This window comes from Ruegeria sp. SCP11 (assembly GCF_040329455.1).
Classification (GTDB): domain Bacteria; phylum Pseudomonadota; class Alphaproteobacteria; order Rhodobacterales; family Rhodobacteraceae; genus Ruegeria; species Ruegeria atlantica_E.
This window is the reverse complement of sequence record NZ_JBDZYG010000010.1, coordinates 185,738-209,004: the sequence shown is the minus strand read 5'-3', so window position 1 is coordinate 209,004 and position 23,267 is coordinate 185,738. Positions and strand designations below refer to the sequence as shown.

The window sequence follows — 23,267 nt, the reverse complement described above, 5'->3', positions numbered from 1 at the left end:
AGCAGACCAGCTTTGAATTCTGTTTGATATGTACTCAGTCTCCGTCGCGCAACTTAGTCATGATCGCGGAACGCATTTCTGCAAAAATCGGATCGTCTTTCAGTTCCGCGATTTTTGCCCGGCGCCATGCGACCCCTTTGTCATGCAGCGTTTTGATCTTTGAATCTGCGAGCATCGCATCCATTTCTGCCAACATGGCGTCACGGTGTCGCAAGATACTGGTGTCCTTGGCGCCTGATTTATTCATCTTATCCCAGTAATCCACGTCCATCGTTTGCCGATAGTGGTTTACCCGTCCGCGGTCACGCTTGACGAGGAAAGCATCAACAGATCCGACAGCGTAATGGTTCACTTGGGCCGCTTCATAAGAAAAGTTGCGGACAGGGCGAGTCAGGTTGTCGTCTTCCCCTAATATGCGCCCGCTGGGCGACATCCAGACGAAATCCGCATCCGCAGCGACTATGGGGCCATGGGTGCCGAACCGCTCGACATCCTCGGTTGGCCGGAACAGCGTTTTCGCAAACCTGTTCTCTACGCCGCCGGCACCGATGGAGCGTTCACTGTCAAAGAATGTACTGATAACCGGTTGATCGGCGTATTCGATCACATCGCCGCACCCAAACAGTTTCCAAGTCACAGGAATGGCATCCGCGCCCGGAAGACTGTCAATCAATTCATCTACGGTGCCGCTACCGATATGAATGTTCAGAAACTCGTCGATGTCAGAGACCAGAATCCAATCTGCCTGTTCCACATCTAGGTGCTCGCGCGCATACTTTAGTGCGCTTTTCTGAGGTCCCCGGCGCAAAACGCGGTTTTCTTCATGCGACAGATACCCTCTTGCTTGCAGCGCTTTCAGAAGCTGGACGGTATGGTCACTGCAATCGTTGGTGTACACTAGAAAATTATTGAACCCGATCGCACGGTGATACGCTAGCCATTCCAGAATATAGGACGCCTCGTTTTTCATCGCGGTCACAATCAACTTGTGCCGATCTGCTTTGTGGCGCCCGCTCAGGGGAACCAGCGGCGGCCGGTTCCCGCGACCTCCAAAAACGGCTGACATCGCGTCTTGCAAGGGCGGATACGCCTCAAGCGCCTGACTGCCGATGCTGCGGTCCTCTTTCCAGCCAGTATTCAAGTTGCGAAAATGCCAAAGTTCAAAATCCGGGTCGACCGGGTCGCGGCGGCTCTGAATGAAATGGGTTAGCCACTGGCGTCCCGCCTGCGCCCCGGTCGGCGCGACGGCATATTTCCTGTTGGATTTCGGCCGGCCCCTTTTGGTGACAAACCCGTGATGCCGGTGCCGCGGCAGAAACTCACCTTTGATGTTATCGACATACACCCAACGGGCGTCGGCGCGGACATAACCGCTTTCACTTGTGGCAGTTGCGTCAAAAATCGAACGACCTGATTTCGAATGGAAAAGCTCATCGATATCAGTGTTTATGACGGCCCGCGCAGCCCCTAGAAAACGACGGCGGAAAAGCTCCGCCAATGAGCGCTGTAGAAACAAAGCGTTGTCATATTTTTCTTGCGTAGGACCAAACCGGTACCGGGCCCGAACCACCGTTGCCTGTTCTATGCCCTCGACCTCGGCAATGGCGCGAACGAGTTCTTCACGGCTGTAATCAGTCGACACATTATCCGCAAATACAACCGCATTCGCCCCATGGACCTTATGGTTGTAGTACAGCCAATCCTGAATCCACGAGAGCTTGTTGTTTTTGGAAAGAGCGAACAGCGCGTTGGTATCGCGATACGCCTCAATGAAAGACGCGCCAACCGGAATGTTGCTGCCAAACCTGTCATGGCTGAGTGTCAAGACGCTGGGCGTTCTGCCCGCCGTCGGCAGTGTCACGACCGAGCATCTTGAGAGTTTTTCAACAGCCAGCGGCTTAACCAGCAACCCATCCAGTCGGAAATCGGTTTCCTCAAGGAGCCGGCTCAGATTAAGAAGCTGCGGCCCAAGCAAGATGACTTGGGTTCCGGTTTGATCAAGAAAACAATCGTAAAAAAGTGTTTTTTGATCATATCTTTTGTAATAACTTTCCGGGTCAGCAATGTCTTCGTGGATGTCCCGGCGCATCAGCCGGTCGTCATCATAGGGTAAAACAAACCCCGAGAGCTCAATGTCACGCACCTTCAGGGTCATGAAAGATCAAGCTTCTTTTGGGGGTCGGCCTTTACGCGGCCCGGCAGCATATCCACGTATTTGTCAAGCACGCTGACGTCCAAGCGTTTGCGCTTGTGAAGCGCATCAAGGCATTTGAGCGTGACGTCGAAACTCTCCACCACTGCATCTGCCAGCAAGGCAATGCAGCAAAGCTGCTCGTCCGAAACGGTCTCTACATCACGCAAGTCTTTTAGAAAGACACAATCGCCATCCAAAAGCTGGCTGCCAACGCGTCTTTTCCTGAGATGGCTGATATGAGAACTGTCAACGGGGTTGGACTTCAGCGTCATGAACTTGTGAATCGAAAATCCCATACCCCGAAGCACCCTGATTTGTTCGTCAAACAGGTGTTCATCCTCATAAAGCTCGTAAAACCGGACTTCCGAAATGATCATGACCGCATCACGAAGCTTCTCGCGGCCATTCTTAAAAATGGCAACCTCGGCGCCTTGAACGTCGATTTTCAACAGGTCCAAATGGGTAATTTCTGCGATATCATCCAGCCGCGCCGTCCGCATCTTGACTGAATTCAGCTGCTTCGCTGCACGCTTAGAGCGGCCCAGAAACGCGCGGGTCTTTTCACTCAATGGGAAAATGGAAGACAAGCCGGACCCGGCATAGATATTGAGCGTAGCCTCTGTTCCGTCCCCCAATGCCAGGGGGAAGTAAGTTTCATTGTCTCCCTTAACCTCCAACAGCTCCTGATAGGCGCTTTCTTGCGGCTCGAAGCCGATCACATCGCAAAATCCTTGAGTCATCAAGGGTTTATAGGCTGGGTCTTCCAAAGGATTTGCGCCGACATCGACGACAACCGGGTTGCGCTCTATGGGGAGAACCTCGTGCAGGAATGCCCACCGTTCCGCCTGTGCCTGTCTCATTTGGTTACTGTCTTGTTTCAAAAGTCATGTTTCCCCACTACTTTACTAAAGGGGCTAGAACAAGCTGCGCTTTCTTGCAACGAAGCATAGTTGTTGAGAGCCAAAAGGCGCCAGCGCCTCCTTGCAGCACAGCACTAAATGGCGCACCATCGGATGGTGCTAGGGGAGAGCAGACCAGCCTTGACGCGGTAGGTTCCCGACTTCGAGAGCCTGCTGGGCAAAAAATAAAAGCAGAATGTTATGAAACAGACTTCAAACGTTAGAGTTAAGATCACTGGGTTTTCACATAAAAAAAAGCGTAAAGTGCTCGAAAGTGAAATCGATATGCCCCATTGCGCGGCTGACGATATGATTTTCGAAATGATTAATTCTGGAATTACGGGGGCCGATGCTTTTTCAGGTTGCTTGCAAGAGTTTCATTTTCCTATCTCTGAAAAAACCTTGAGATTTATACAGGAAGAGTTCCAAAGTCTGGCCCTTGCCAATTACTTAAGCGCTCATTTTGAATCCAATGACGACCTTCAGGGGGCAGTTGCGATATACTTCCCGAACGCTGCTTCAATGTGATGCGAGTGCACCCTGTCTAGAGAACCGCAAACTTCGGTGCAGTTGTTTTTTGGTTTGAGGGTTTAAGGAACGTGGAGCTTGTAGTGGGATGCGGTTGCAAGGTTGCCATACGGGCCAAACTCCATCTAGTTCAAGACTGACAAACCTTGGCTTCCGGTCTAAACATTGGATATGCTGCAAAGTTTTAGACCGTTGACGGTTACCAATGTAGCGAGCCAACGGCTATCGGTATTGCTGGTCGCAGGTCGTTCAGGTTTTCACTCCAAGCCGCACAGCACCCGAAGGATGTGAGCCTATTCGCGGCATTCTTGTATGTCCGTTACGGTGTGTCCTATCGCGATCTGGAAGAGATCATGCACGAGCGAAGGGTTGCGGCGATTCACACCGAGCTGAACCGCTTTGAGACACGGCATGCAGGCGCAATCGCAGGAGGAGCGCGTCGTCGCAAGGGACCGTGCGACCGTTCGTGGAGAATGGATGAAACGTACGTCAAGGTGAAGGGCGAGTAGGTGTATGGATGTCGGGTCCTAGACAAATCGGAAATAGTTTCACGGCGAGGGCTTTGACGTTTCATAAGTCAAATCGTGAAAAAGGCTGCAAAATGCTGTGGATCGGGTATCTATATTCTATTCGATAATACAGTTTTCGTTCTGTACTCGCAGGGCCGACATCTTTTTAGGAGAGTTCAATGTCCATGACTGCCCGCCGTGCAAACACTGCTGCGCATTCCATCCAGAAAGTCGAAACCTTCTTTACAACCTACAATGCCGCAGTCAAAGAAACGCCAGCTGTCGCAGATTTCACGTTTGGCAATCCGCACGAAATGCCTTTGCCCAGTGTCGTCGATGCGCTGAAAACGCACGCTGAACCTCAGAGCGTGGACTGGTTCGCGTATAAGACCAACGAAGCGGACCCGTGCGCGCTTCTGGCGGACGCCTTGTCCCAGGAGTTGGGGCTTCCGTTCGAGGCGGAAGACATCGCGCTGACGAAAGGCGCTTTTGGGCCATCAAGATGTGTTTCACCATGCTTCTTGAGCCCGGAGACGAATGCATCGTGACTCTGCCGGGCTGGTTCTGCTACGGACCGATGCTTGCCGCAGCCGACGCCAAAGAGGTGCAGGTGCCTCTAGATCCTAGCAGTTTTGACCTTGACCTAGAGGCTATTGCCAGTGCCATCACCCCGCGGACCAAGATCGTAGTTGTTAATACGCCTCACAAACCGACAGGTCGTATTTACTCACGTTCTGATCTGCAAAAGCTTGCCGACCTGCTCGAGGCTAAGTCAACTGAGGTCGGCCATCGAATTTGGATATTGTCTGACGAACCCTACCGCCGTATTCGGTTTGACGGGTTTGGTTTTACGACACCGGCCGCTGTCTATCCACACACTCTGATCGAATATTCCTATGAGAAATTTCTTCTCGCACCCGGTCTGCGCCTTGGCTATCTCGCGATCTCTCCGACCTTGCCTGCAGCGGAACGCAAAGAGCTTCAAACTTTGCAGTTTGCCGTGCAGATGGCGGATGGTTGGAATGTTCCGGATGCTCCATTGATCTATGCGCTGCCGGATCTTGAAAACGTCTCAATCGACATTGCCGCCCTGGCTCGCCGACGTGAACGTATGCTTGGTGCTTTGGGCCAATGGGGATACAGAATGACAAAGCCAGAAGGCACCTTTTATCTATGGGGGCGGGCCCCGGGAGGTGATAGCGACGCCTTTGCTGAATATCTTCAAAAGCATGGCGTCTATGTAATGCCAGGAACAGTTTTCGACCGGCCAATGGATTTTCGCATTTGCCTTACAGCCACTGACGAAATGATAGAAATTGCAATGCCTGCATTTCAGGCGGCCGCGAACCAAATGTTGGAATGAGAGCTGGCCTCCGATCGAGCCAGCGGCCCCTCGATCAAATATCAGCTTACTCCGTGATGTTTCAGTTCGCGCGAAGCTAGATCATGCTAGAGCAGCGAACGTCTCCTTTGACGGGCAGCAAATGTGGCCAACGTCTGCTTTGAGTTGAAGCGCCCTAGAGTAAAGTGCCGCAGTCACCAGCATTCATGCTGCCAGAAAGATATGACTTGGCTTCAGAGCTCGTCAAAGCTCACACTTGCCGGCTGCTCGTTAGCGCGCATTCGAGCGGTCTCCAGAAGGTCAAGGTCGTCTAAACGATCCAGCATCGCCTCATAGGTGTCCGCTGGCACGAAGTACGCCATCACCCGGTTATGGTTTAATACTGCGACGGCACCATCCTGAGCGTCGTCTATGACCGCAGTCGGACTTTTCTTGAGTTCCGATAGACGGCAGCACTTACATGCGCATTGATCAGGTCATGCTGGGCCAGATGGCCACTGCCGATGAGCTTGGTCGCTACGGGCTTGCGGTGCGTGTATCGGAAGTGGCGCTGGTGGTGCCGATGGCGCTTGGCACGAGCATCATCCGCGCCGAGGCGCGCGGCACGCTTCCAGAACAGGGCCAGCGTCTTTACAACGCGATGACGCCTGCCGTTGCCGCGATCTTCGGGCCCGCTTTTGCGCATGGCCTCTGGCCTACTCTCGTTCTCATTCTGGGCCTGCCCTTCTATAGTTGGGGCGTTGCGCGGGAAAAGGTGCTTCTGGCGCGGCGTCAATACTGCTCACACCGGTTATCGCGCTTTGTGGGGCCGCGTTGAACATCGGTTTGAACCTCGTGCTCATCCTGCATTTCGGCGGCATCGGTGCGGCCTGGGCCACGGTCGCAACATTCCTCGCCACCGCCCTTGGCGTTGCCATCATTGTCCCGGCCTTGAGATTCGAAGCTCGTGGCATGCTGCGTTCGCTCAACCTCTGGCGCGCCACGCAAAGATTGCACCGCGCCCTTGCCTAGCCGTCAAAGCCGCCAGAACCCGGCATAAAGCCAGCCGTGGGGCAGCGCGCCTTCGTCCTGAACCGCGTCCGTATGCCAGATCAGGCGAACCTCAGTGCCAACAGGGCCGCTTATCGTGACCACTCCGCTCCCCTCGATGATGTCTCCGCCCGACACGCGCCTGCCGTCGATTATCAACGCAACCGGGCTTTCCAGACGATATCGCCCCGGGATAGGCAGCGCGTGAGCCGTCGTTTCGGACCCAAGCGTCATCTCCAGACCTGCAAGCCATATGGTACCGGAGTAATGAACGTAAGATGCCCTCAATACGGCCTGGTCATCGGGCAAAAGCGTGTAGGGAAGATCGGTTATTTCAGATGCGGTCATCGTTTGATGAAGCGCCCAGCGATTGGTCAGCAGAAGCGGCGGCGCGTGCTTTTCGAGATAGGCGGCCATGACCGGTTCGCCCACGCCATGATAGCTCTCGATTCCCCAGCTCGACATAAAGAAGAGCTCACGCGGGAAGGTCGAGATCATCGCATTGTGATCGATGTAGTGGACGGGCTCGGGAAACAGGCGATGGACCTCGGCAATGGTCGCACGCTGCAGCCCGGCATTCTCGCCAAGCGCCTTCATGCCCTGCCAGGTGCCACTTACCAGCGAAAGGGCGATGATACTTGCCAGAAGCGGACCACGCCCGACGCGCATGGCCCCGAAGGCGACGACCACCATCAGGGGCGGCACGATATAAGGGAAGAAATACGGAAATGCATTGCGATAGAAAATCACTGACGCGAGAAGCGGTAATGCAAAGGACACAAGCATGATACCCCGTCGCAGGCTTCCGGCGCGCAGCATTCCGATGGCTGCCAGCGTGATGGGGCCAAGCGACAGGACCGCCCACAAAAGCGCTGTCTCGGACCGAGGGAAAAATCCCGATTGCACCAATGTCTTGCTGGCGGCGGCGCTGGCGTTGTCCACGGTGCTTGCCTCGGGTGGCGCGGGCAGTGCGGAGACATGAAGTGCGAACAGACCTGCCGTGATAGCCAGAGCGATCATGCCAGCCAACACGATCCGGCCAGCGACGGCGATACGATCCGACCGCCAGACCAAAGCACCCAGAAACGCCGGAAGATAAAGCGCTGCCTTGATCGTCACCAGAAGGGCAAGCGCGCTCAAAATCGCGACTGTGATTATCTGCCAAAGCGACATGCGCCCTGTCATCATAATCGAGAGCGCTCCCATCAGACAGGCCGCAGCGATTGGGTCGGCGCGAAAGCTGGTGCCATGGGCCAGTGCGAAACCCGAAGTTAGGAATGCCAGAACGGCGATATCCGCCGCGCGGCGGTCGCAAAGGTGCGTCGCGATCCGGTGAATAGACCAGGCGGTCCAGGTGAAAAGCCCGGTCATGCACAGCCGGGCCACGAAAATCTGCATCATCTCGTTGCCTGGCACATGCGCAAGCCAACCGAAGGCATGCACATGGAAGGTCTGCATCGGGGTTTCGAGGCGACCGGCGAGATTGTCATGGATCAGCGAGAGAAAATAGAATTCGTCCCAGTTGACGTTCCGTGTCCAGCTCAGGACCACGAGAAGCGCAAATCCGACCAGGATTGCGCCCCGTACCACCCCCGATGAAGTCAGCATGTCGGATCGGTTGGGCTCTGGCGCGGCGCCCGACAGCGTTGCATCAGGATGCATCGGTCAACTCGGCTATGCGGATCGGAACCGCATCGCTGCTATTGCGCGGCGCTCGAAGAAGTTCCCGGGCGCGGATGTCTTCCAGCAGGCTCCGGTTCGCCGAAATCAGATCTGCAAGCACGCCGACCGCCAGAAACACCGCCGACATGGCCAGAAGGGCTGCAGCAAGGATCAGCGACTGAATGTGACCGGTCCCGTCGCCGCTGACATAAAGGATTAAGAACCGGCTGATGACGATCAGAGCGGGCAGCGCTACGACTGCGGCGATCGTGGAAAAGAACCTAAGCGGCGCATAGATGACGAAGACGCGCAGGATCGTCTTGGCAGAGCGCAGAATGTATTCGAGCATGCCCGAAAACAACCGTGAGGGGCGCGTCACCGTGTTGACGCGCACGGGCACCGATGTCATCGGAATACGCTTTCGCCCGGCCTGAATGATAGTTTCTAGCGTATAGGTATAGGTATTGATCACGCAAAGCCGCGCCGCCGCGTCGCGTGCATAGGCGCGAAAGCCAGACGGGGCGTCAGGAATAGTAGAGCCGCTGGCCTGCCGGACAGCCCAGCTTCCCAGTCTTTGCAACACCTTTTTGAGGGGCGAAAAGCTTTCGATCTTGGTGATCGGGCGTGCGCCTACGACGATCTGTGCCTGGCGATCGAGAACCGGCTGGATCAGAGACGGGATGTCATCCGCGCAGTATTGATTGTCGGCATCCGTGTTGACGATGATGTCCGCGCCAAGCGACAGCGCCTCTTCGATCCCTGCGGTAAAGGCGCGCGCTAGGCCCACGTTGCTTGGCATGCGCAGGATATGATCTGCACCCGCCTCTTTCGCGACTTCGACCGTGCGGTCAGTGGACCCGTCATCGATGACCAGAATCTCGACACTTGAGATGCTGGGAATGTCGCGGGGAATGGCCCTGATGGCGGTGGCGAGGGTTTCCTCTTCATTCAACGCGGGAATTTGAACAATCAGTTTCATGATATCTCGTTATAAACGGAAAATTATCCAGTGTCTGACCATTTTTTGTGGCAAGAATGCGGCTTGCTTTGGGAATTGTTTCCGCTTTCTGATTTTTCCCCGGTTTTTTGTGCATTGTCGCCAGAATCGCCGCAATCGCGATCCGCGAAGGGATGCAGGTCATAGCGGACCATCCAGGTGCCGTCCGTCCGTCGATGATGTGGACCCGGATACAGGCGAAAACGACCGTATTAAGCGAAAGGGTTTTGGCAGTGGGTTTGTGCCACAGACCACATCGCTCAGATTTAGAAGGCGCTCATGGTGCAGTTCTGTTGGACTGGAGACATGCAAATCTGCGTCGTAGAAAAGAAGAGGATGGAACACGCAACGTCGAGATGCGCTTGAGCCTCGGCCGCAAGCTCTTTCGCAACAACGAAAAGGTTTGGACGGAGGTTGGCGAAGACAAGCTACTGTTCTACCCCGATGGAGGTTATTGGTCTTGCCCAGAAATGTCAGGCTACTATGCCAGCCTCGAAGACTGCGAACGCGGCGCGCGCTCTGATCTCGGTTGGCCAGAAAGCCGCTAATGTATCAAAATCCATACGTTTCTGGCTCGGCGATAACGATTGTTTTTTGCCGAGCTAACTGAAAGCGGTTATTGTGACAAGTGTAACGAAGGGCCGCTTTTTCCGCATTGCGTGAGTTCACGCGGAGTACCGCAAATGTTTACATCGAGCCCAATATGGGGTTCTCGTAACGAAGCTACGGTATGTTGCATAAGCAAGTGATTGTTTTGTTTGGTTTTCGTTGCAATGAATTAGTTAAGTTATTGATTTTATTGAATCTGGCCCTTGAGGTGGGTTAGGTCCATATTTTCCTCATTTTGGAGGAGAGTGATGATTCTTGAGGATGCCAGGATTGGTGCGCGTGCGTTTTCGAGCCCTTTGAGCGAGCTTGAGATTGATTTGTTTTCTACTCTGAGTCCTGAAGAAATTTCCACCGTTTGCGATCGCCGTGGGAGGCTCAACCGGCTTGGTCTTGCCCCGCATCTGAGCGTTGTGAAGATGACCGGTCGTGCGGAACTTTCAACGAATCTGGTTCCGCAGGCGGTGCTTGTTCATGTTGCGGGTCAGTTGGATGTGCCGTCGCCGAGTCTTGCGTCATTGCGGTCACTATACCGGGACAGGTCCAGGTTGATTAGGCATCGCAAAATGGGTGTTGAACTGGCCGGGTTTCGCGGGGCCGACACCGGTGCCCCGTTTGGCCTGCTGCAGTATCTCCGGCAGGAAGTCTTGGCAACAACAGCAGCGGACGTGCTCCGGGGCAAGGTCATGCGATGGCTGCATGCGCGGAAGTATGTTGTATTCCCGGCCCGCGACATTCGCAGTCTTGTCCGGCGCGAGGTGGAGCGGCGGGAAAAGAAGCTGGCAGCCTTGATTAATGGCGATGAAGGATCGAAATCGCGCCAATGGATTGAAGATCTGGCTGTCGATCTTGAGCCGTGTTTGAGGCGATTTGAGTGGTTGTTGGCCGGACCCCCCGCAAAAGCATTCCGGCACTGGAAGCCCAGGCGGCCAAAATCGCGTTTCTGCGGGGCATCGTTGCTGATCGTTTGTCATTGGACTTGTCCGATGCTGAAGTAACACGTCTTGCCAGACGGGTCACATTGCGCAAGACGTCCAACCTCGAACGGATCGCTGAGCCTCAGCGAACAATAGAGCTAGCCTGTTTTTTGAAGCATAGGCTGGAGGTGCTGACCGACGGTGCGATCGACCTCTTCAATCATCTGGTCAATGACATCATCCGCCGCGCGCGCGACCGAGCAATCCGCACCGTGGCACGGCAGGCATCACCCTTGCAGGCGTTGGTTGCGCAGATTGATGGGCTGGTTCAGAACGAGGACCTAACGCGTGATTCGCTTCGCGCAAGTCTTGTAGCTTTGATCAAGCCTTTCCGTTCGGAACGGCGGCCGATCACGCGCGCCATGGCAACGCGCCTGGGAGGAGTTCGTTTCAGATGGCGATCGCAAAGTGGCGCATAGCTCCTGGACGGTGGCAACCGTATTGCTGATCAAACGAAGCCTGCGCAACGGGTAGGCCAGTATCCCTCACAGTTGTGACCACCGTGATCTCGACAAGCATCTGATCCCAAATGATATATGGGAGAAACATCGGGGTCGCTTCCGCCGCAATCCTAGCGCTCGGGTCTGATCTCACACCCGCCGACATCGAGCGGATGGTGGCGAATGTCAGTGCCGAGAGTGTCGGTCAGATGATGCGCAAGCTGGAAGCATCGGGACGACTAAGGGAAGCAAATGACGTCCTCGCAGCCTTCACCGCAAAGCTTGATGTCACCCAAGCCTGGGGCGGGGGTATGACCGCGTCTGCGGATATGATGAGCCTTGATGCGACGCGCACGCTGTGGTCTGCCCGCTCCGACCCGCGACGCAAGACGCCAGCCATGGGAACTTATGCCCACCTTTCTGATCAGTGGACATTGATCCACGATCAGCCTCTCGTGTTGAACCAGAGACAGGCCGGTGCGGCGCTGGAAGGCGCACTACGCCACGACGGTGGAAGTCTCGAGAAAGTCGCCGTCGATACCCATGGTGTGACCCATTTCTCGATGGGCCTGGGCAAGCTTTTGGGGTCTGATATCCGCCCTAGACTGGCGCGTTTAGCAGATCGAAAACTCTATGTCTTTAAGGATACCAAAGTTCCGGAATCGCTCGAACCCATCGTCTCTCGAACTTTGTCGAGACGGGCAATCGCCCTTGGCTGGGACGGTCTGCTGAGGCTCGCCGCCTCAACTCAAGCCGGATGGTGCAGTGCTGTCTGGGCGGTAGAGCATCACAGTTCCGCGTCAATCGGCATGTCGGTTTACAAGGCCGGCGAGACCCTTGAAAACTCCAGAGATCAGTGTTCCTGTGTGACTATTTTGGGCGGCCTGCCTTCCGGCAGGAAATCCAGAGGCTCCTAAGCCAGGTCGAATCCATGCACACGCTGCAACGCGCCATCCACAATGGCCCGATCTCACCGCGAAGGGGCCGAACGCGCGAGCAAATGACAGCGATCTCCGGCGCCCTCACACTACTCACCAACATTGTCATTGCCTGGAACGCGCATCAATATGAGCAGGTTTTCAAACGCCCCGATTGGGGCCGACCGAAAAACCATATGCGCCACATCGCCCCGATCGCGCACGCTCATATCAATCTCAAAGGTACGATCACCTTCAATCTTGAGCAGCAAAAATATCCGGGTCAGAATAAAGGAGCAGATCCACAGAATGCATCAAATGAACGCCACTGAGGACCTGATACAATACAATCAAAAGCTTAACCGAAGTGTTGCGGCAAAAACAATTCAATAACAATCACTTGCTTATGCAATATACCGCAGCTTCGTTACGATAACCCCTATTCGATCCGAATCCAAAACCGGCTGCACCGCACACGAAAAATTGCTGACGTGACGTTGGAAACGAACGTCGCCAGCACATGCTGAATTCCCAATGGTACGGCTTTCAGAAGCGGCGGCGAGTAAATCGGATCGCGGAGCTGTTCCGGCGTTCCGATGGATGCATCTGAGATTGTGTCTTTCTTCCCTCGAGATACGTCGACCGGCTCCTCTTTCGGCGACGTTCCTCATTCCGTGATAGTAAAGGCCTCCTCGAACCAATGCTCTTCGAGGTTGGGTCCGGTTCCTATTCGATCCACCACCGCAAAAAGGCCGGGAGTATGAAGTGGGGTCAGTACTCCATGCCATGTATTGCGGTGATAATTCACGCCTTGCCCCGGTGCGGTTTTGAAAGCGATGGGTTGTCCCGGCGTCCCGTCTTCGTCGGGTGCCACAACTACAACAAAGGGTTTGTCCGACAAAGGCAGGAACGCCTGACTGCCATCCGGGTGACGCTCCACCATTTCCAGTTTTATGGGCAGGTTGAAAGCCTCTGACTGAAATACGCTGATTCCCGCTCGCCCATCATGGAAATCCAACACAGCCCGGTCGTGATATCGCGCGCATTTGCCTTGGTTGATGTATTTGTCTACGTCGCCAGACACTTCGATCACATCACCAAACGGCGCAAAGGCCTCCGCAGTCAGAGGCCGGAGTTTCAACCCAGCCGTCATGCCGCGAACTTCTCTATCAGGCGCAACTCGGCGATCCGTTCAACCTGGCGGCAAGCCTCTGCAAATTCGGTGTCGCGATCGCTGTTGATGCGGTGGTGAAAGGCTTCCAGAATACTGGCTTTCGTGTTGTCCTTGACCGCGATGATGAAAGGGAAACCGAATTTGGATGTGTAGGCCTCGTTCAACGACGTGAAGGTTGCGCGCTCTTCATCCGTCAGCATATCCAGACCCGCCCCTGCCTGCTCAGCGGTACTTTCCTTTGTCAGGCGCCCAGCCGCGGCAAGCTTGCCTGCCAGATCCGGGTGAGCGGTCAGGACACCGAGGCGTTGTTCCGCAGTTGCGGATCGGAATACCCGCGCCAGCGCATTGTGGACACCGTCGGCATTGTCATGCGTTGGGCCAAGTTCCAAATTAAACGCACCTTCAGCAATCCATGGGCTGTGTTCAAACACACCGCCGAATTCAGTGACAAAGGTTGACTGATCCATTTCGGACGGGGTCAGACGTTGCATTGGTGGGTGCTCCTTAGCCCAGTGATCAGCGATCTGTTTACGCGTAGCGAACCAGACACCGTCATGTTTTTTAAAATGTTCCAGCGCGCGCTTCAGCGCCATCGTGCGACCCGGGCGGCCAATCAACCTGCAGTGCAGGCCAATCGACAGCATTTTAGGCGCACCAGCCTCGCCCTCGGCATACAGCAAGTCGAAGCTGTCTTTCAGATAGCTCTCGAACTGCTCGCCATTGGTGTAACCCGCCTGGATCGCAAAGCGCATGTCATTGCAGTCCATCGTGTAGGGCACAATTAACTGATCTTTGCCGCCAGCCTTTGTCCAATAAGGCAGATCGTCGGCATAGCTGTCGGCGATATAGGCGAAATCGCCTTCTTCAGCCGCCAGATCGATAGTGCTCATCGAGCAGCGTCCTGTGTACCAGCCACGTGGCGGCTGGCCCGTGACCTCGGTATGAAGCTGGATCGCGTTACGAATCTGAGCCCGCTCTTCTTCCGGATCCATGTCCTTGTGTTCGATCCATTTCAGACCATGGCTGGCAATCTCCCACCCGGCTTGCTTCATCGCCGCTACCTGCTGCGGTGCGCGCGCCAAGGCAGTTGCAACGCCGTAAACTGTCACAGGCAGGTCTTTCAAAAGGTGATGCACCCGCCAGAAGCCGGCTCGGCTGCCATACTCGTAAATGGATTCCATATTCCAATGCCTTTGCCCCGGCCACGGGGCGGCACCTGTGATTTCGGACAAAAACGCCTCAGAGGCCGCGTCACCGTGCAAAACGTTGTTTTCGCCGCCTTCTTCGTAGTTCAAAACGATCTGAACCGCGATCTTCGCCCCGTTCGGCCAGTTCGCCGTCGGCATTTGCCGGCCATAGCCGGTCATGTCTCTTGGATAACGCGTCACGTCACTTTCCTTCTTCTTGAAATGATGAATAACCCAGATAATCGCCGATGTTTTTCAAAAAATATGCGAAGGAGCCTTTGGGCAGACTGCCTTTGCCTCCTGTGACGAAATCAGATTAAAAAACTTGAAAACTTGAGGAGAGGCACAAATGACCGGTTATCTTACAACACATGTGCTGGATACGGCTCGTGGGTTGCCCGCCGAAGGATTGAAAATCGAACTGTTTCGAATTGAAGGCACAGATCGCACGTTGCTGAAAACTCTTTTCACAAACGATGATGGTCGTACCAACGAACAGATTCTGCGCGAAGCCGAGTTTTCACTGGGCGAATACGAACTGATCTTCTACGCGGGAGAATACCTCGATGCCTCTGGCACCCCGCCGGAAGACCCACGTTTTCTTGATGTGATTCCAATCCGCTTCGGGATGTCCGAGCACTCGCACTACCACGTCCCGCTGCTGCTCTCGCCCTTTGGTTACTCCACCTATCGCGGTAGCTAAGCAACCGAGCGAGACGTATTTGTCGCAGCAATCGTTGATCCGATGCGATCTATCATGAACTCCATGAAGAGACGCGTTTTCGGATCCTGCATACGTCGGTGCGTAAACAGACATGCCATCTGTATCGGTTCCGGAGGTGTTTGTTCTGCCACCGGAACCAAAGTTCCGGCCCCGAGATGCTGAGCAACCTCGAATATCGGCTTCAGGGCGATACCATGACCGGCTAGGGCCCAATCAGTTAGCACGTCACCGTCGTCTGACTCGTAGCGTCCAGAGACGCGAAATCGTTTTGGTCCTGTGTCTGTTCTCAACAGCCACTGGAATTCGGTCGCACCAGGAAAGCGTAAACTGAGGCATTCATGCGCATCAGCAATGATGTCGTCGCCGCTTGTGGGCATCCCTCGTTTTTTGATGTATTTCGGGGATGCACAAAGAACCCTCTCAACATCTGCTATTTTTCGGATGCGTAAATTGCTGTCCTCGGGCTGACCCAGGAAAAACGCCAGATCCAGGCCTTCGGTCGTCAGATCCACCTTTCGATCAGTCAACCGCAGTCGAACGTTAACCTCAGGGTATTCAGCGAGAAACTTTGGCACTTGGGGCGCGATCAATCGCCTGCCTACTCCCAATGGTGCAGCAACGTAGAGTGAGCCTTTCAGGTTCTCTGTAATGTTTACAATTTGAGCTTCGGCCCTTTCGACCGCTTCAAGGATTTCAGCCGCCCCCCCATAGAAAGATTTTCCTTGCTCTGTGGGAGTGAGGCTGCGCGTAGTGCGCTGAAACAATCGCACGCCAAGGTGCTCTTCGAGTTGTGAAATTCGCGCCGAAGTTACTGCCGGAGAAACCCGCAAATCACGACCTGCGGCAGACATGCTGCCCAGTTCATACACCCGGACAAAGGTTCTGATGTTATCAAGGTAAGACATTTTTTTGCATTTTTTGATACTGCTTGGTCTTTGCCAGCAATACCAGAATAAAGCAGCCTCGCATAGAGTGCCAGGAACTATAGAATCTAAGGAGCAAAGCCATGTACGACTTGGCCGTTATATGGGAGTGGATCGCTTTTTCCGTCCGCTGGCTACATGTGATCACCGCGATGGCCTGGATTGGGGCATCATTCTACTTTATCGCGCTTGACCTCATGTTGAAGCCGAACCCCGCCCTGCCAGATGGGGCATACGGCGAAGAATGGGAAGTGCATGGAGGCGGGTTCTACCACACCGTCAAATATCTTGTGGCGCCCGCCCGGATGCCCGAGCACCTTACGTGGCACAAATGGCAAAGCTATACGACATGGCTCTCAGGCGCGGCGTTGCTAATGATCATCTACTGGGTTGGCGGTGAGCTGTTCCTGCTCGATCCAACCAAAGTGGATCTTGCGCTGTGGCAGGGTATCCTGATCTCTGGCGGTTCACTGACCATCGGTTGGTTGCTCTACGATCAGATGTGCAAATCGAAACTGAGCGATCACCCGACCGTTCTGATGCTGCTGTTGTTTGTAATCCTTGTGATCATGTCCTGGGGCTACAACCAGATATTCACTGGTCGTGCTGCGCTTTTGCACCTTGGCGCGTTCACCGCGACGATTATGACGGCCAACGTATTCTTCCAGATTATGCCAAACCAGCGCATCGTGGTGGAAGATCTTAAGGCGGGTCGGACGCCCGACGCCAAATATGGGAAGATCGCCAAGGTGCGCTCTACGCACAACAACTATCTGACCTTACCGGTCGTATTCCTGATGCTGTCGAACCACTACCCGCTGGCCTTCGGAACAGAGTACTCGTGGATCATCGCCAGCCTTATCTTCCTGACAGGCGTGACCATTCGGCACTACTTCAACACGATGCACGCAACCGGAAAGGGCCCGCACTGGACCTGGGGAGTCACCGTTATTCTCATGGTTGTGATCGCTTGGCTTTCATCCGTCAGAAACGGTGAGACTTGGGAAGACGCAGAAGCACGTGAGCTGACGCCATACGAACAGAAATATGCGTCAGCCGCCGGGTTTGAGGAAGCTTATGACACGGTTCTTGGCAATTGCTCCATGTGCCACGCCCGCGAGCCTGTTTATGGCACCATGAAATGGGCCCCGAAAAAGGTCTATCTTGAAACACCCGGAGACGTCGCCCGTCAGGCCGATCAGATTTATTTGCAGGCCGGGATCAGCCACGCAATGCCGCCACCATCGGCAGTTCAAATGGATGAAGAGGCGCGCCAGACAATCATCGCATGGGTGCGTGAGGTTCGGGAACAATAGACGCGTGCCAAAATGATGGCGGCTGGTAAACTGGGCTTATACGCCCAGTTTTTTGCTTCATATGACTAAGTAAAAAAGCGTTTGCTGTGTTGCGCAATATGTTCGACGAACAGACGAATCTTTGGGTCCTGGAGCTTTTTGTGCGGATAAAGACACCCAAAAATCGTCGGTAATGGGGGTGTCTCGGGCAGAACTTCCACCAACCGGCCATCCTCAAGATACTCCCGCACGTCAAAGCGCGGCTTGTTGACGATCCCCCTACCCGCCAATGCCCAATCAGTCAGCACATCACCGTCGTCCGCATCGTACTTGCCCCGCACTTCGAGTTTTCGCGGGCCCATGTCGGTGAAGAGCGTCCAGAAGTATTCGGGTGATCTGGGATAGCGCAGCAAGAGACAGTTGTGGGGCGTGTGCAGCAAGTCATCCGGCGTACTGGGCGCACCAAATTTTGACAAGTATTCCGGCGAAGCACACAACACGCGATCACAATCCGCAAACTTTCGTAGCTTCATCGTAGAGTCCCCAGGCTCTCCGACAAAAAATGCGATGTCCAGGCCATCGGCAAGAATGTCCACCTTGCGGTCGGAGAGACGCATGCGAATCTCTGTTTCCGGGTAGCGATCCGAGAATTCCGGAACCAGTGGTGCAACAATTCTCCGCCCAACACCCAGCGGCGCGGTAATGCGGATTGCACCTCTGGGGGCGTCTGAAAAACTTGCCACACGCGCTTCAGCGTGGTCGAGTGCCAGTAGAACGGCCTTAGCTTCATCGTAAAAAACCATTCCCACTTCGGTCGGCGTCATTGATCGGGTTGTTCTGTTGAAAAGGCGAACGCCTAGATGGTTTTCCAGCTCCTTCAAGCGTTTACTGGCCACCGCCGGAGTTAACCTTAGATCGCGCCCCCCGGACGTTATGCTGCCCAGCTCCATTACTCTGACAAAGACCCGCAGGCTTTCGATATATGACATTCAATCCTCCCGATCCGGAAAGACTGCGCCATGGTTATTTCTTTTTCAACGTTCTGTTGAAAGTATTTGTCGTTTCCGATGATTTTCAGGCTCAATTGTTACTTCTATGGTCACCCCGATCACCCACCGGAAGGCAGGGTTAGAGGGAGAATACCATGACGCATCGCACCGACATCCGATTTGTCCTTAATGGCAGGGATGTGTCCGTTCCAAGCGTCGCAGCAGATCAGACACTTCTGGACTTCCTGCGATTGGAGCGCCGACTGACAGGAACGAAAGAAGGCTGCGCCGAAGGCGACTGCGGAGCGTGCACTGTACTTGTGGGTCGCCTCGGCGATGCCGGCCTGATCTACGTTCCAGTGAATGCCTGCATTCGATTCCTTGCTTCTGTTGACGGATGTCATGTTGTGACGGTCGAACACCTGTCCGGCCCTGATGGTCGTCTGCACCCGGTTCAGCAGGCTATGATCGATCATCACGGCAGCCAGTGCGGTTTCTGCACACCGGGTTTCGTCATGGCGCTTTATGCGCTTTGGATGCAAACACCCGAGCCAACGGAGGCGCAGGTCGAAACCGCGTTGCAGGGCAACCTGTGCCGCTGCACCGGGTATGAACCGATCATCCGGGCGGCCGTTGCCGTCAGCCGCTATGGCACCCCTGCGTCGGACCACCTGAACACCGAACGTGAAACCATGACGGTGCGTCTGGCCGCCCTCAAAGATGGTCGGCGCGTGGTGTCCGGACCAGAGGACAACCTGAGCATTATCCCGTCCAGTGTTGATGATCTTGCCGAGTGTTTGCAGACATATCCCAAGGCCACAATTGTCGCCGGGGCCACGGATGTAGGCCTTTGGGTCACCAAATTCCTGCGCAACATTGGGCCAGCAATTTTCACTGGTCATCTCGAAGATCTGAAATCAGTCAAGAAACAGGGTTCCCTCCTCCTGATCGGTGCTGGCGCTAGCTACACCGATTGCCAAGAACTCCTGTCAGAGCACTTGCCACACCTGTCCTCCTACTGGGATCGCATCGCAGGGTGGCAGGTGCGGAATATGGGAACTGTCGGCGGAAACATCGCCAACGGTTCCCCCATCGGGGATACGCCACCGGTTCTCATTGCGCTCGGCGCAGAAATCACGCTGCGGCGCGGTTCCGAAAGCCGGACACTGCCTTTGGGTGATTTCTTCATCGACTACGGAAAGCAAGACCGCCAACCCGATGAGTTCGTCGAAAGTATCCGTGTCCCCCTGCCCGGGTCCAACGATCTGGACGCGGCCTATAAGATTTCCAAGCGTCGCGACGAGGACATCTCGTCCGTAGCTGCCGGCATCCACATGACAGTCACAAATGGCTCCATCAGCAATGCGCGCATCGCATTCGGCGGCATGGCTGCCACGCCCAAGCGTGCATCGGCTGCCGAGGCGTCGCTGAACGGCCAACCCTGGGCGCGTGAAACCTTTGAAGCCGCCGCTGTCGCGCTGGCGCAGGATTTCGCGCCTCTGACCGATTGGCGTGCATCGTCTGACTATCGAATGCTGACCGCTCAGAACCTGCTGCGCCGGTTCTTCCTCGAAAATGACACCCAAACCGACACCCCCGTTCAACTGGCTTGCGCCTAATTAGGAGACGACAAAATGAAAGACAACGTTTCCATCATCGGGGCGGCCCACACCAACGTGAACCACGACAGCGCAATCAAGCATGTCACAGGACGGGCTGATTACACTGACGATATTGCTCAGCCCGAAGGCACCTTGCACGCATATCTTGGTGTGTCCGACGTCGCGCATGCCAAACTGATGGGCATCGACTTCACTGAAGTGCTGGCCACGCCCGGAGTCGTGGGTGTCCTGACCGCTGACGATGTACCTGGGGCCAATGACATCAGCCCAACACACCTGAACGACGAACCGGTTTTCCCGACTGACGCTATTCAGTTTCACGGACAACCTCTGTTTGCTGTGGTTGCCGAAACCCGCGACATCGCGCGCCGCGCTGCGGAATTGGCGAAGATTGAATACGAAACACTGCCCCATGCGTTGGACCCTATCGCCGCGCAGGAAGCCGGATACCCGCATGTCACAGCACCGCTCAAGCTTGAGCGCGGTGACGTTGCCCCAGCACAGGCGACCGCACCGAACCGGATCAAGGGCCGGATGAATGTCGGCGGTCAGGATCACATGTACCTCGAAGGGCACATCGCCATTGCCATTCCGGGCGAAGACGATGATGTGGTCGTACATTGCTCGACGCAGCACCCGTCTGAGGCGCAGCATATGGTGGCCCATGTTCTTGGGGTGCCGTCCAACGCCGTAGTGGTCAATGTGCGCCGCATGGGCGGTGGATTTGGCGGCAAAGAAAGCCAGATGAACCTTTTCTGCGCCGTTGTCGCCATGGCTGCCAAAAAGTGGAACCGCGCCGTGAAAATCCGCCCCGACCGGGATCAGGACATGACGGCAACCGGTAAACGCCATGACTTTGTGATCGATTATGATGTCGCCTTTGACGACGATGGCCGCATTCAGGCAGTCGAAGGCAGCTTTGCTGCGCGCTGCGGCTTTTCGGCGGACCTGTCGGGCCCTGTGACCGACCGGGCGCTTTTCCATGCGGACAACGCCTATTTCTATCCGAATGTGCGCCTGAACAGCCATCCGATGAAGACCAACACGGTGTCGAATACCGCGTTCCGCGGATTTGGCGGGCCGCAAGGCGTGATCGCGGCAGAGCGGATGATCGAAGAGATTGCCTATGCCACGGGTCAGGACCCGCTGGATGTGCGCAAGGCCAATTTCTACGGCACCACGGACCGCAACATAACACCGTATCACCAAGAGGTCGAAGACAGCATTCTCGACCGGTTGGTCGGAGAGCTGGAAGAGACGTCCGAATACCGCAAGCGCCGTCAGGACATCATCGCGTTCAACAAGACATCACCGATCCTGAAAAAAGGCATCGCGCTGACACCCGTCAAGTTCGGCATTTCCTTCACGGCGACTTGGTACAATCAGGCCGGTGCGCTGGTGCATGTTTACAACGACGGCTCGATCCACCTGAACCACGGCGGTACCGAAATGGGGCAAGGCCTCAATACTAAGGTTGCGCAGGTCGTGGCCGAAGCGTTTCAGGTCGACTTCAACCGGATCAAGATCACTAAGACCACCACCGAGAAGGTTCCCAACACCTCGGCCACTGCAGCGTCGAGCGGGACTGATCTGAACGGCATGGCCGCGTTGAACGCGGTCGAACAGATTAAAGAACGCCTGGTGAAATTCGCGGCTGAGAACTGGAAAGTCGCCCCTGAGGAAGTAGCCTTCCTCGCCAATCAGGTGCATATCGGCCAAGAGGTCCTGCACTTCGACGCGTTCATCAAGCAAGCCTATTTGGCGCGTGTGCAGCTGTCGGCAGCCGGGTTTTACAAAACACCGAAAATCCACTGGGATCGGGCCAAGGGACAAGGCCGCCCGTTTTACTATTACGCCTATGGTGCGTCGTGCTCGGAAGTGACGATTGACACCTTGACCGGCGAGTACCGGGTAGATCGCACGGATGTGTTGCACGACGTCGGGCGCTCGCTGAACCCCGTTCTCGATAAGGGTCAGGTCGAAGGCGCCTTTATTCAGGGCATGGGATGGCTCACCACCGAAGAGCTTTGGTGGGACGACGCAGGGCGGCTGCGCACTCACGCTCCGTCGACATACAAGATCCCTCTGGCGTCCGACCGTCCGCGCATCTTCAACGTGAACCTTGCCGATTGGTCGGAAAACCGCGAGTTGACCATCAAACGGTCCAAAGCCGTTGGTGAGCCGCCGTTCATGCTGGGAATTTCGGTGTTCGAGGCGCTGTCGATGGCCGTGGCCTCGGTTGCCGACTACCGGGAATGCCCGCGCCTTGACGCGCCAGCCACGCCCGAGCGTGTGCTGATGGCTGTCGCACGACTGCAAGAAGGTTCCTGAGCCATGGCCGCCCCGGGTTCCCTGAACGAATTTCTGTCCGCTCAGCGTCGCGTTATCCGCGTTGCGCTTACCCGCGTGCGCGGATCTTCTCCGCGCAACGAAGGGACAGAGATGTTCGTGGCTCCAAAGACACTTTGGGGAACAATTGGTGGCGGGCAATTGGAGTTCATGGCTATCAATGCCGCGCGGGACATGCTGCGTGACGGCACACTGCACCAGGATTTGGATGTACCGCTTGGCCCTGAAATCGGGCAATGCTGTGGTGGTCGCGTCGAGTTGCAGCTGACCCGTATGCGAGTGTCAGACAAATGGGCCGCAACAGAACGCGCGGCCCGGCGCGAGGAAGCTTTGCCGCATGTATACGTCATGGGCGCAGGCCACGTCGGACGTGCATTGGCCAATCAGTTTCAGCACCTGCCAGTACGTTGCATCCTCGTCGACACACGGGCTGACGAAGTCGACCTTTGCACCGCAAATGTTGAAACCCGAGTAAGCGCTATTCCAGAAGCCGAGATCTGGAGCGCCCCAGCAGGCAGCGCATTTATTGTTTTGACCCATGATCACGGGCTCGACTTCCTGCTTACGTCTGCAGCGCTCGAACGTCAGGACGCCGCTTATGTGGGGATGATCGGATCCGCCACCAAGCGGGTAAAGCTCAGAAACTGGGCGCAAAAAAACTGTGACGGACAGTCTATCGAACACTTGTATTGCCCCATTGGGGCAAGCGGTAGCCGCGACAAGCGGCCCAGCGTCATCGCCGCCTTCGTGGTGGCCGAAGTGATGGCTGAATTGACCTCTGAAACTGCCGCGACCGCCCTGACCGGGGCAAACCAAGCGCCCCTCGAGGGCCACCATAGCGACCGGAAAGGGAGAACGGCCTGACATCTGTCGGGCAATTCCGGTCAAATCAGAGGAGGAGACC

The 23,267-nt window shown here is 55.5% G+C and carries 23 protein-coding genes and 3 pseudogenes; 16 read left to right on the top strand and 10 right to left on the bottom strand.

Annotated elements, in window-relative coordinates:
* Positions 1-34: 34 nt before the first annotated feature.
* Positions 35-2,155, bottom strand: a complete 2,121-nt coding sequence (locus ABLN94_RS16575) for a glycosyltransferase family 2 protein (RefSeq protein WP_352994341.1) — start codon at positions 2,153-2,155, stop codon at positions 35-37.
* Positions 2,152-3,054, bottom strand: coding sequence for an FkbM family methyltransferase (locus ABLN94_RS16570; protein WP_352994339.1), 903 nt, complete (start codon positions 3,052-3,054; stop codon positions 2,152-2,154). The genes ABLN94_RS16575 and ABLN94_RS16570 overlap by 4 nt, the downstream gene beginning before the upstream one ends.
* A gap of 240 nt (positions 3,055-3,294) precedes the next feature.
* Between ABLN94_RS16570 and ABLN94_RS16565 the strand changes: the two genes are divergently transcribed.
* The 4 genes and pseudogenes from ABLN94_RS16565 (at position 3,295) to ABLN94_RS16550 (ending at position 5,493) form a co-directional block, all read left to right on the top strand.
* Positions 3,295-3,621: a hypothetical protein gene (locus ABLN94_RS16565; RefSeq protein WP_352994337.1), complete on the top strand. Its 327-nt coding sequence runs from the start codon at positions 3,295-3,297 to the stop codon at positions 3,619-3,621.
* Between the two features lie 230 nt (positions 3,622-3,851).
* Positions 3,852-4,127, top strand: a pseudogene (locus ABLN94_RS16560) (hypothetical protein); the annotation flags it as partial.
* A gap of 182 nt (positions 4,128-4,309) precedes the next feature.
* On the top strand, positions 4,310-4,678 hold the full coding sequence (locus ABLN94_RS16555) for a hypothetical protein (RefSeq protein ID WP_352994334.1): 369 nt from the start codon (positions 4,310-4,312) through the stop codon (positions 4,676-4,678).
* Positions 4,645-5,493 (top strand): aminotransferase class I/II-fold pyridoxal phosphate-dependent enzyme, encoded by an 849-nt coding sequence (locus ABLN94_RS16550; protein WP_352994331.1) that lies wholly within the window; start codon positions 4,645-4,647, stop codon positions 5,491-5,493. Before ABLN94_RS16555 ends, ABLN94_RS16550 begins: the two co-directional genes overlap by 34 nt.
* Before the next feature lie 212 nt (positions 5,494-5,705).
* Here ABLN94_RS16550 and ABLN94_RS16545 read toward each other — a convergent pair.
* Positions 5,706-5,906 (bottom strand): annotated as a pseudogene (locus tag ABLN94_RS16545) (antitoxin); the annotation flags it as partial.
* 26 nt (positions 5,907-5,932) lie between these two features.
* Here ABLN94_RS16545 and ABLN94_RS16540 point away from each other — a divergent pair.
* Complete coding sequence (locus ABLN94_RS16540) at positions 5,933-6,289, top strand: hypothetical protein (RefSeq protein WP_352994329.1); 357 nt, start codon at positions 5,933-5,935, stop codon at positions 6,287-6,289.
* The gene (locus ABLN94_RS16535) at positions 6,286-6,483 is read left to right on the top strand and encodes a polysaccharide biosynthesis C-terminal domain-containing protein (RefSeq protein WP_352994327.1); all 198 of its coding nucleotides are present in this window, start codon (positions 6,286-6,288) and stop codon (positions 6,481-6,483) included. Before ABLN94_RS16540 ends, ABLN94_RS16535 begins: the two co-directional genes overlap by 4 nt.
* 3 nt (positions 6,484-6,486) lie before the next feature.
* Here the strand turns inward: ABLN94_RS16535 and ABLN94_RS16530 are convergent, their stop codons facing one another.
* Complete coding sequence (locus ABLN94_RS16530) at positions 6,487-8,163, bottom strand: hypothetical protein (protein ID WP_352994325.1); 1,677 nt, start codon at positions 8,161-8,163, stop codon at positions 6,487-6,489.
* The gene (locus tag ABLN94_RS16525; RefSeq protein WP_352994323.1) at positions 8,153-9,142 is read right to left on the bottom strand and encodes a glycosyltransferase family 2 protein; all 990 of its coding nucleotides are present in this window, start codon (positions 9,140-9,142) and stop codon (positions 8,153-8,155) included. Before ABLN94_RS16525 ends, ABLN94_RS16530 begins: the two co-directional genes overlap by 11 nt.
* Before the next feature lie 311 nt (positions 9,143-9,453).
* On the opposite strand from ABLN94_RS16525, the gene ABLN94_RS16520 reads away from it, so the two are divergent.
* From ABLN94_RS16520 to ABLN94_RS24725, 5 genes are all read left to right on the top strand, one after another.
* A complete protein-coding gene (locus tag ABLN94_RS16520; RefSeq protein WP_352994321.1) occupies positions 9,454-9,708 on the top strand; it encodes a hypothetical protein in 255 nt (84 codons plus the stop codon).
* A gap of 309 nt (positions 9,709-10,017) precedes the next feature.
* Positions 10,018-10,764, top strand: a complete 747-nt coding sequence (locus tag ABLN94_RS16515; protein WP_352994318.1) for a DUF4158 domain-containing protein — start codon at positions 10,018-10,020, stop codon at positions 10,762-10,764.
* Between the two features lie 89 nt (positions 10,765-10,853).
* Positions 10,854-11,162 carry a hypothetical protein gene (locus ABLN94_RS16510; protein ID WP_352994315.1) on the top strand — a complete coding sequence of 103 codons (309 nt, stop codon included), beginning with the start codon at positions 10,854-10,856 and terminating at the stop codon, positions 11,160-11,162.
* A 110-nt stretch (positions 11,163-11,272) separates the two neighbouring features.
* Positions 11,273-12,100, top strand: a complete 828-nt coding sequence (locus ABLN94_RS16505; RefSeq protein WP_417750529.1) for a Tn3 family transposase — start codon at positions 11,273-11,275, stop codon at positions 12,098-12,100.
* The gene (locus ABLN94_RS24725) at positions 12,040-12,432 is read left to right on the top strand and encodes a Tn3 family transposase (RefSeq protein ID WP_417750528.1); all 393 of its coding nucleotides are present in this window, start codon (positions 12,040-12,042) and stop codon (positions 12,430-12,432) included. The genes ABLN94_RS16505 and ABLN94_RS24725 overlap by 61 nt, the downstream gene beginning before the upstream one ends.
* A 109-nt stretch (positions 12,433-12,541) precedes the next feature.
* On the opposite strand, the pseudogene ABLN94_RS16500 reads toward ABLN94_RS24725, so the two are convergent.
* The 3 genes and pseudogenes from ABLN94_RS16500 to puuE all read right to left on the bottom strand — a co-directional run.
* Positions 12,542-12,713: pseudogene (locus ABLN94_RS16500) on the bottom strand (purine permease); the annotation flags it as partial.
* A gap of 54 nt (positions 12,714-12,767) precedes the next feature.
* Positions 12,768-13,253, bottom strand: coding sequence for an ureidoglycolate lyase (locus tag ABLN94_RS16495; RefSeq protein ID WP_352994312.1), 486 nt, complete (start codon positions 13,251-13,253; stop codon positions 12,768-12,770).
* On the bottom strand, positions 13,250-14,662 hold the full coding sequence (gene puuE / locus ABLN94_RS16490) for an allantoinase PuuE (protein ID WP_352994309.1): 1,413 nt from the start codon (positions 14,660-14,662) through the stop codon (positions 13,250-13,252). The genes ABLN94_RS16495 and puuE overlap by 4 nt, the downstream gene beginning before the upstream one ends.
* A 148-nt stretch (positions 14,663-14,810) precedes the next feature.
* Between puuE and uraH the strand changes: the two genes are divergently transcribed.
* Positions 14,811-15,164 (top strand): hydroxyisourate hydrolase, encoded by a 354-nt coding sequence (gene uraH / locus ABLN94_RS16485; protein ID WP_352994306.1) that lies wholly within the window; start codon positions 14,811-14,813, stop codon positions 15,162-15,164.
* On the opposite strand, the gene ABLN94_RS16480 is transcribed toward uraH, so the two are convergent.
* Positions 15,161-16,090 (bottom strand): LysR family transcriptional regulator, encoded by a 930-nt coding sequence (locus tag ABLN94_RS16480; protein ID WP_352994303.1) that lies wholly within the window; start codon positions 16,088-16,090, stop codon positions 15,161-15,163. The two genes, uraH and ABLN94_RS16480, sit on opposite strands and share 4 nt — an antisense overlap.
* 101 nt (positions 16,091-16,191) lie before the next feature.
* Between ABLN94_RS16480 and ABLN94_RS16475 the strand changes: the two genes are divergently transcribed.
* Entirely contained in the window at positions 16,192-17,424 is a 1,233-nt protein-coding gene (locus ABLN94_RS16475) for a urate hydroxylase PuuD (protein WP_352994300.1), read from the top strand.
* Positions 17,425-17,489: 65 nt separating this feature from the next.
* On the opposite strand, the gene ABLN94_RS16470 is transcribed toward ABLN94_RS16475, so the two are convergent.
* On the bottom strand, positions 17,490-18,392 hold the full coding sequence (locus ABLN94_RS16470; RefSeq protein ID WP_352994297.1) for a LysR family transcriptional regulator: 903 nt from the start codon (positions 18,390-18,392) through the stop codon (positions 17,490-17,492).
* Positions 18,393-18,547: 155 nt separating this feature from the next.
* Here ABLN94_RS16470 and xdhA point away from each other — a divergent pair, with 155 nt between their 5' ends.
* The 3 genes from xdhA to xdhC are packed head-to-tail and all read left to right on the top strand — an operon-like array spanning position 18,548 to position 23,227.
* Positions 18,548-20,011: a xanthine dehydrogenase small subunit gene (xdhA, locus tag ABLN94_RS16465; protein WP_352994294.1), complete on the top strand. Its 1,464-nt coding sequence runs from the start codon at positions 18,548-18,550 to the stop codon at positions 20,009-20,011.
* A gap of 15 nt (positions 20,012-20,026) precedes the next feature.
* On the top strand, positions 20,027-22,345 hold the full coding sequence (xdhB, locus tag ABLN94_RS16460) for a xanthine dehydrogenase molybdopterin binding subunit (RefSeq protein ID WP_352994291.1): 2,319 nt from the start codon (positions 20,027-20,029) through the stop codon (positions 22,343-22,345).
* Between the two features lie 3 nt (positions 22,346-22,348).
* The gene (gene xdhC, locus ABLN94_RS16455; protein WP_352994288.1) at positions 22,349-23,227 is read left to right on the top strand and encodes a xanthine dehydrogenase accessory protein XdhC; all 879 of its coding nucleotides are present in this window, start codon (positions 22,349-22,351) and stop codon (positions 23,225-23,227) included.
* Positions 23,228-23,267: the final 40 nt, after the last annotated feature.

Coding starts and splice junctions, on each gene's coding strand:
- ABLN94_RS16530 (WP_352994325.1), bottom strand. CDS start 8,163: ATGCATCCTGATGCAACGCTGTCGGGCGCCGCGCCAGAGCCCAACCGA.
- xdhB (WP_352994291.1), top strand. CDS start 20,027: ATGAAAGACAACGTTTCCATCATCGGGGCGGCCCACACCAACGTGAAC.
- ABLN94_RS16495 (WP_352994312.1), bottom strand. CDS start 13,253: ATGACGGCTGGGTTGAAACTCCGGCCTCTGACTGCGGAGGCCTTTGCG.
- xdhC (WP_352994288.1), top strand. CDS start 22,349: ATGGCCGCCCCGGGTTCCCTGAACGAATTTCTGTCCGCTCAGCGTCGC.
- ABLN94_RS16505 (WP_417750529.1), top strand. CDS start 11,273: ATGATATATGGGAGAAACATCGGGGTCGCTTCCGCCGCAATCCTAGCG.
- ABLN94_RS16540 (WP_352994329.1), top strand. CDS start 5,933: ATGCGCATTGATCAGGTCATGCTGGGCCAGATGGCCACTGCCGATGAG.
- ABLN94_RS16525 (WP_352994323.1), bottom strand. CDS start 9,142: ATGAAACTGATTGTTCAAATTCCCGCGTTGAATGAAGAGGAAACCCTC.
- ABLN94_RS16565 (WP_352994337.1), top strand. CDS start 3,295: ATGAAACAGACTTCAAACGTTAGAGTTAAGATCACTGGGTTTTCACAT.
- xdhA (WP_352994294.1), top strand. CDS start 18,548: ATGACGCATCGCACCGACATCCGATTTGTCCTTAATGGCAGGGATGTG.
- ABLN94_RS16470 (WP_352994297.1), bottom strand. CDS start 18,392: ATGTCATATATCGAAAGCCTGCGGGTCTTTGTCAGAGTAATGGAGCTG.
- ABLN94_RS16555 (WP_352994334.1), top strand. CDS start 4,310: ATGTCCATGACTGCCCGCCGTGCAAACACTGCTGCGCATTCCATCCAG.
- uraH (WP_352994306.1), top strand. CDS start 14,811: ATGACCGGTTATCTTACAACACATGTGCTGGATACGGCTCGTGGGTTG.
- ABLN94_RS16515 (WP_352994318.1), top strand. CDS start 10,018: ATGATTCTTGAGGATGCCAGGATTGGTGCGCGTGCGTTTTCGAGCCCT.
- ABLN94_RS16550 (WP_352994331.1), top strand. CDS start 4,645: ATGCTTCTTGAGCCCGGAGACGAATGCATCGTGACTCTGCCGGGCTGG.
- ABLN94_RS16480 (WP_352994303.1), bottom strand. CDS start 16,090: ATGTCTTACCTTGATAACATCAGAACCTTTGTCCGGGTGTATGAACTG.
- ABLN94_RS16570 (WP_352994339.1), bottom strand. CDS start 3,054: ATGAGACAGGCACAGGCGGAACGGTGGGCATTCCTGCACGAGGTTCTC.
- ABLN94_RS16575 (WP_352994341.1), bottom strand. CDS start 2,155: ATGACCCTGAAGGTGCGTGACATTGAGCTCTCGGGGTTTGTTTTACCC.
- ABLN94_RS16475 (WP_352994300.1), top strand. CDS start 16,192: ATGTACGACTTGGCCGTTATATGGGAGTGGATCGCTTTTTCCGTCCGC.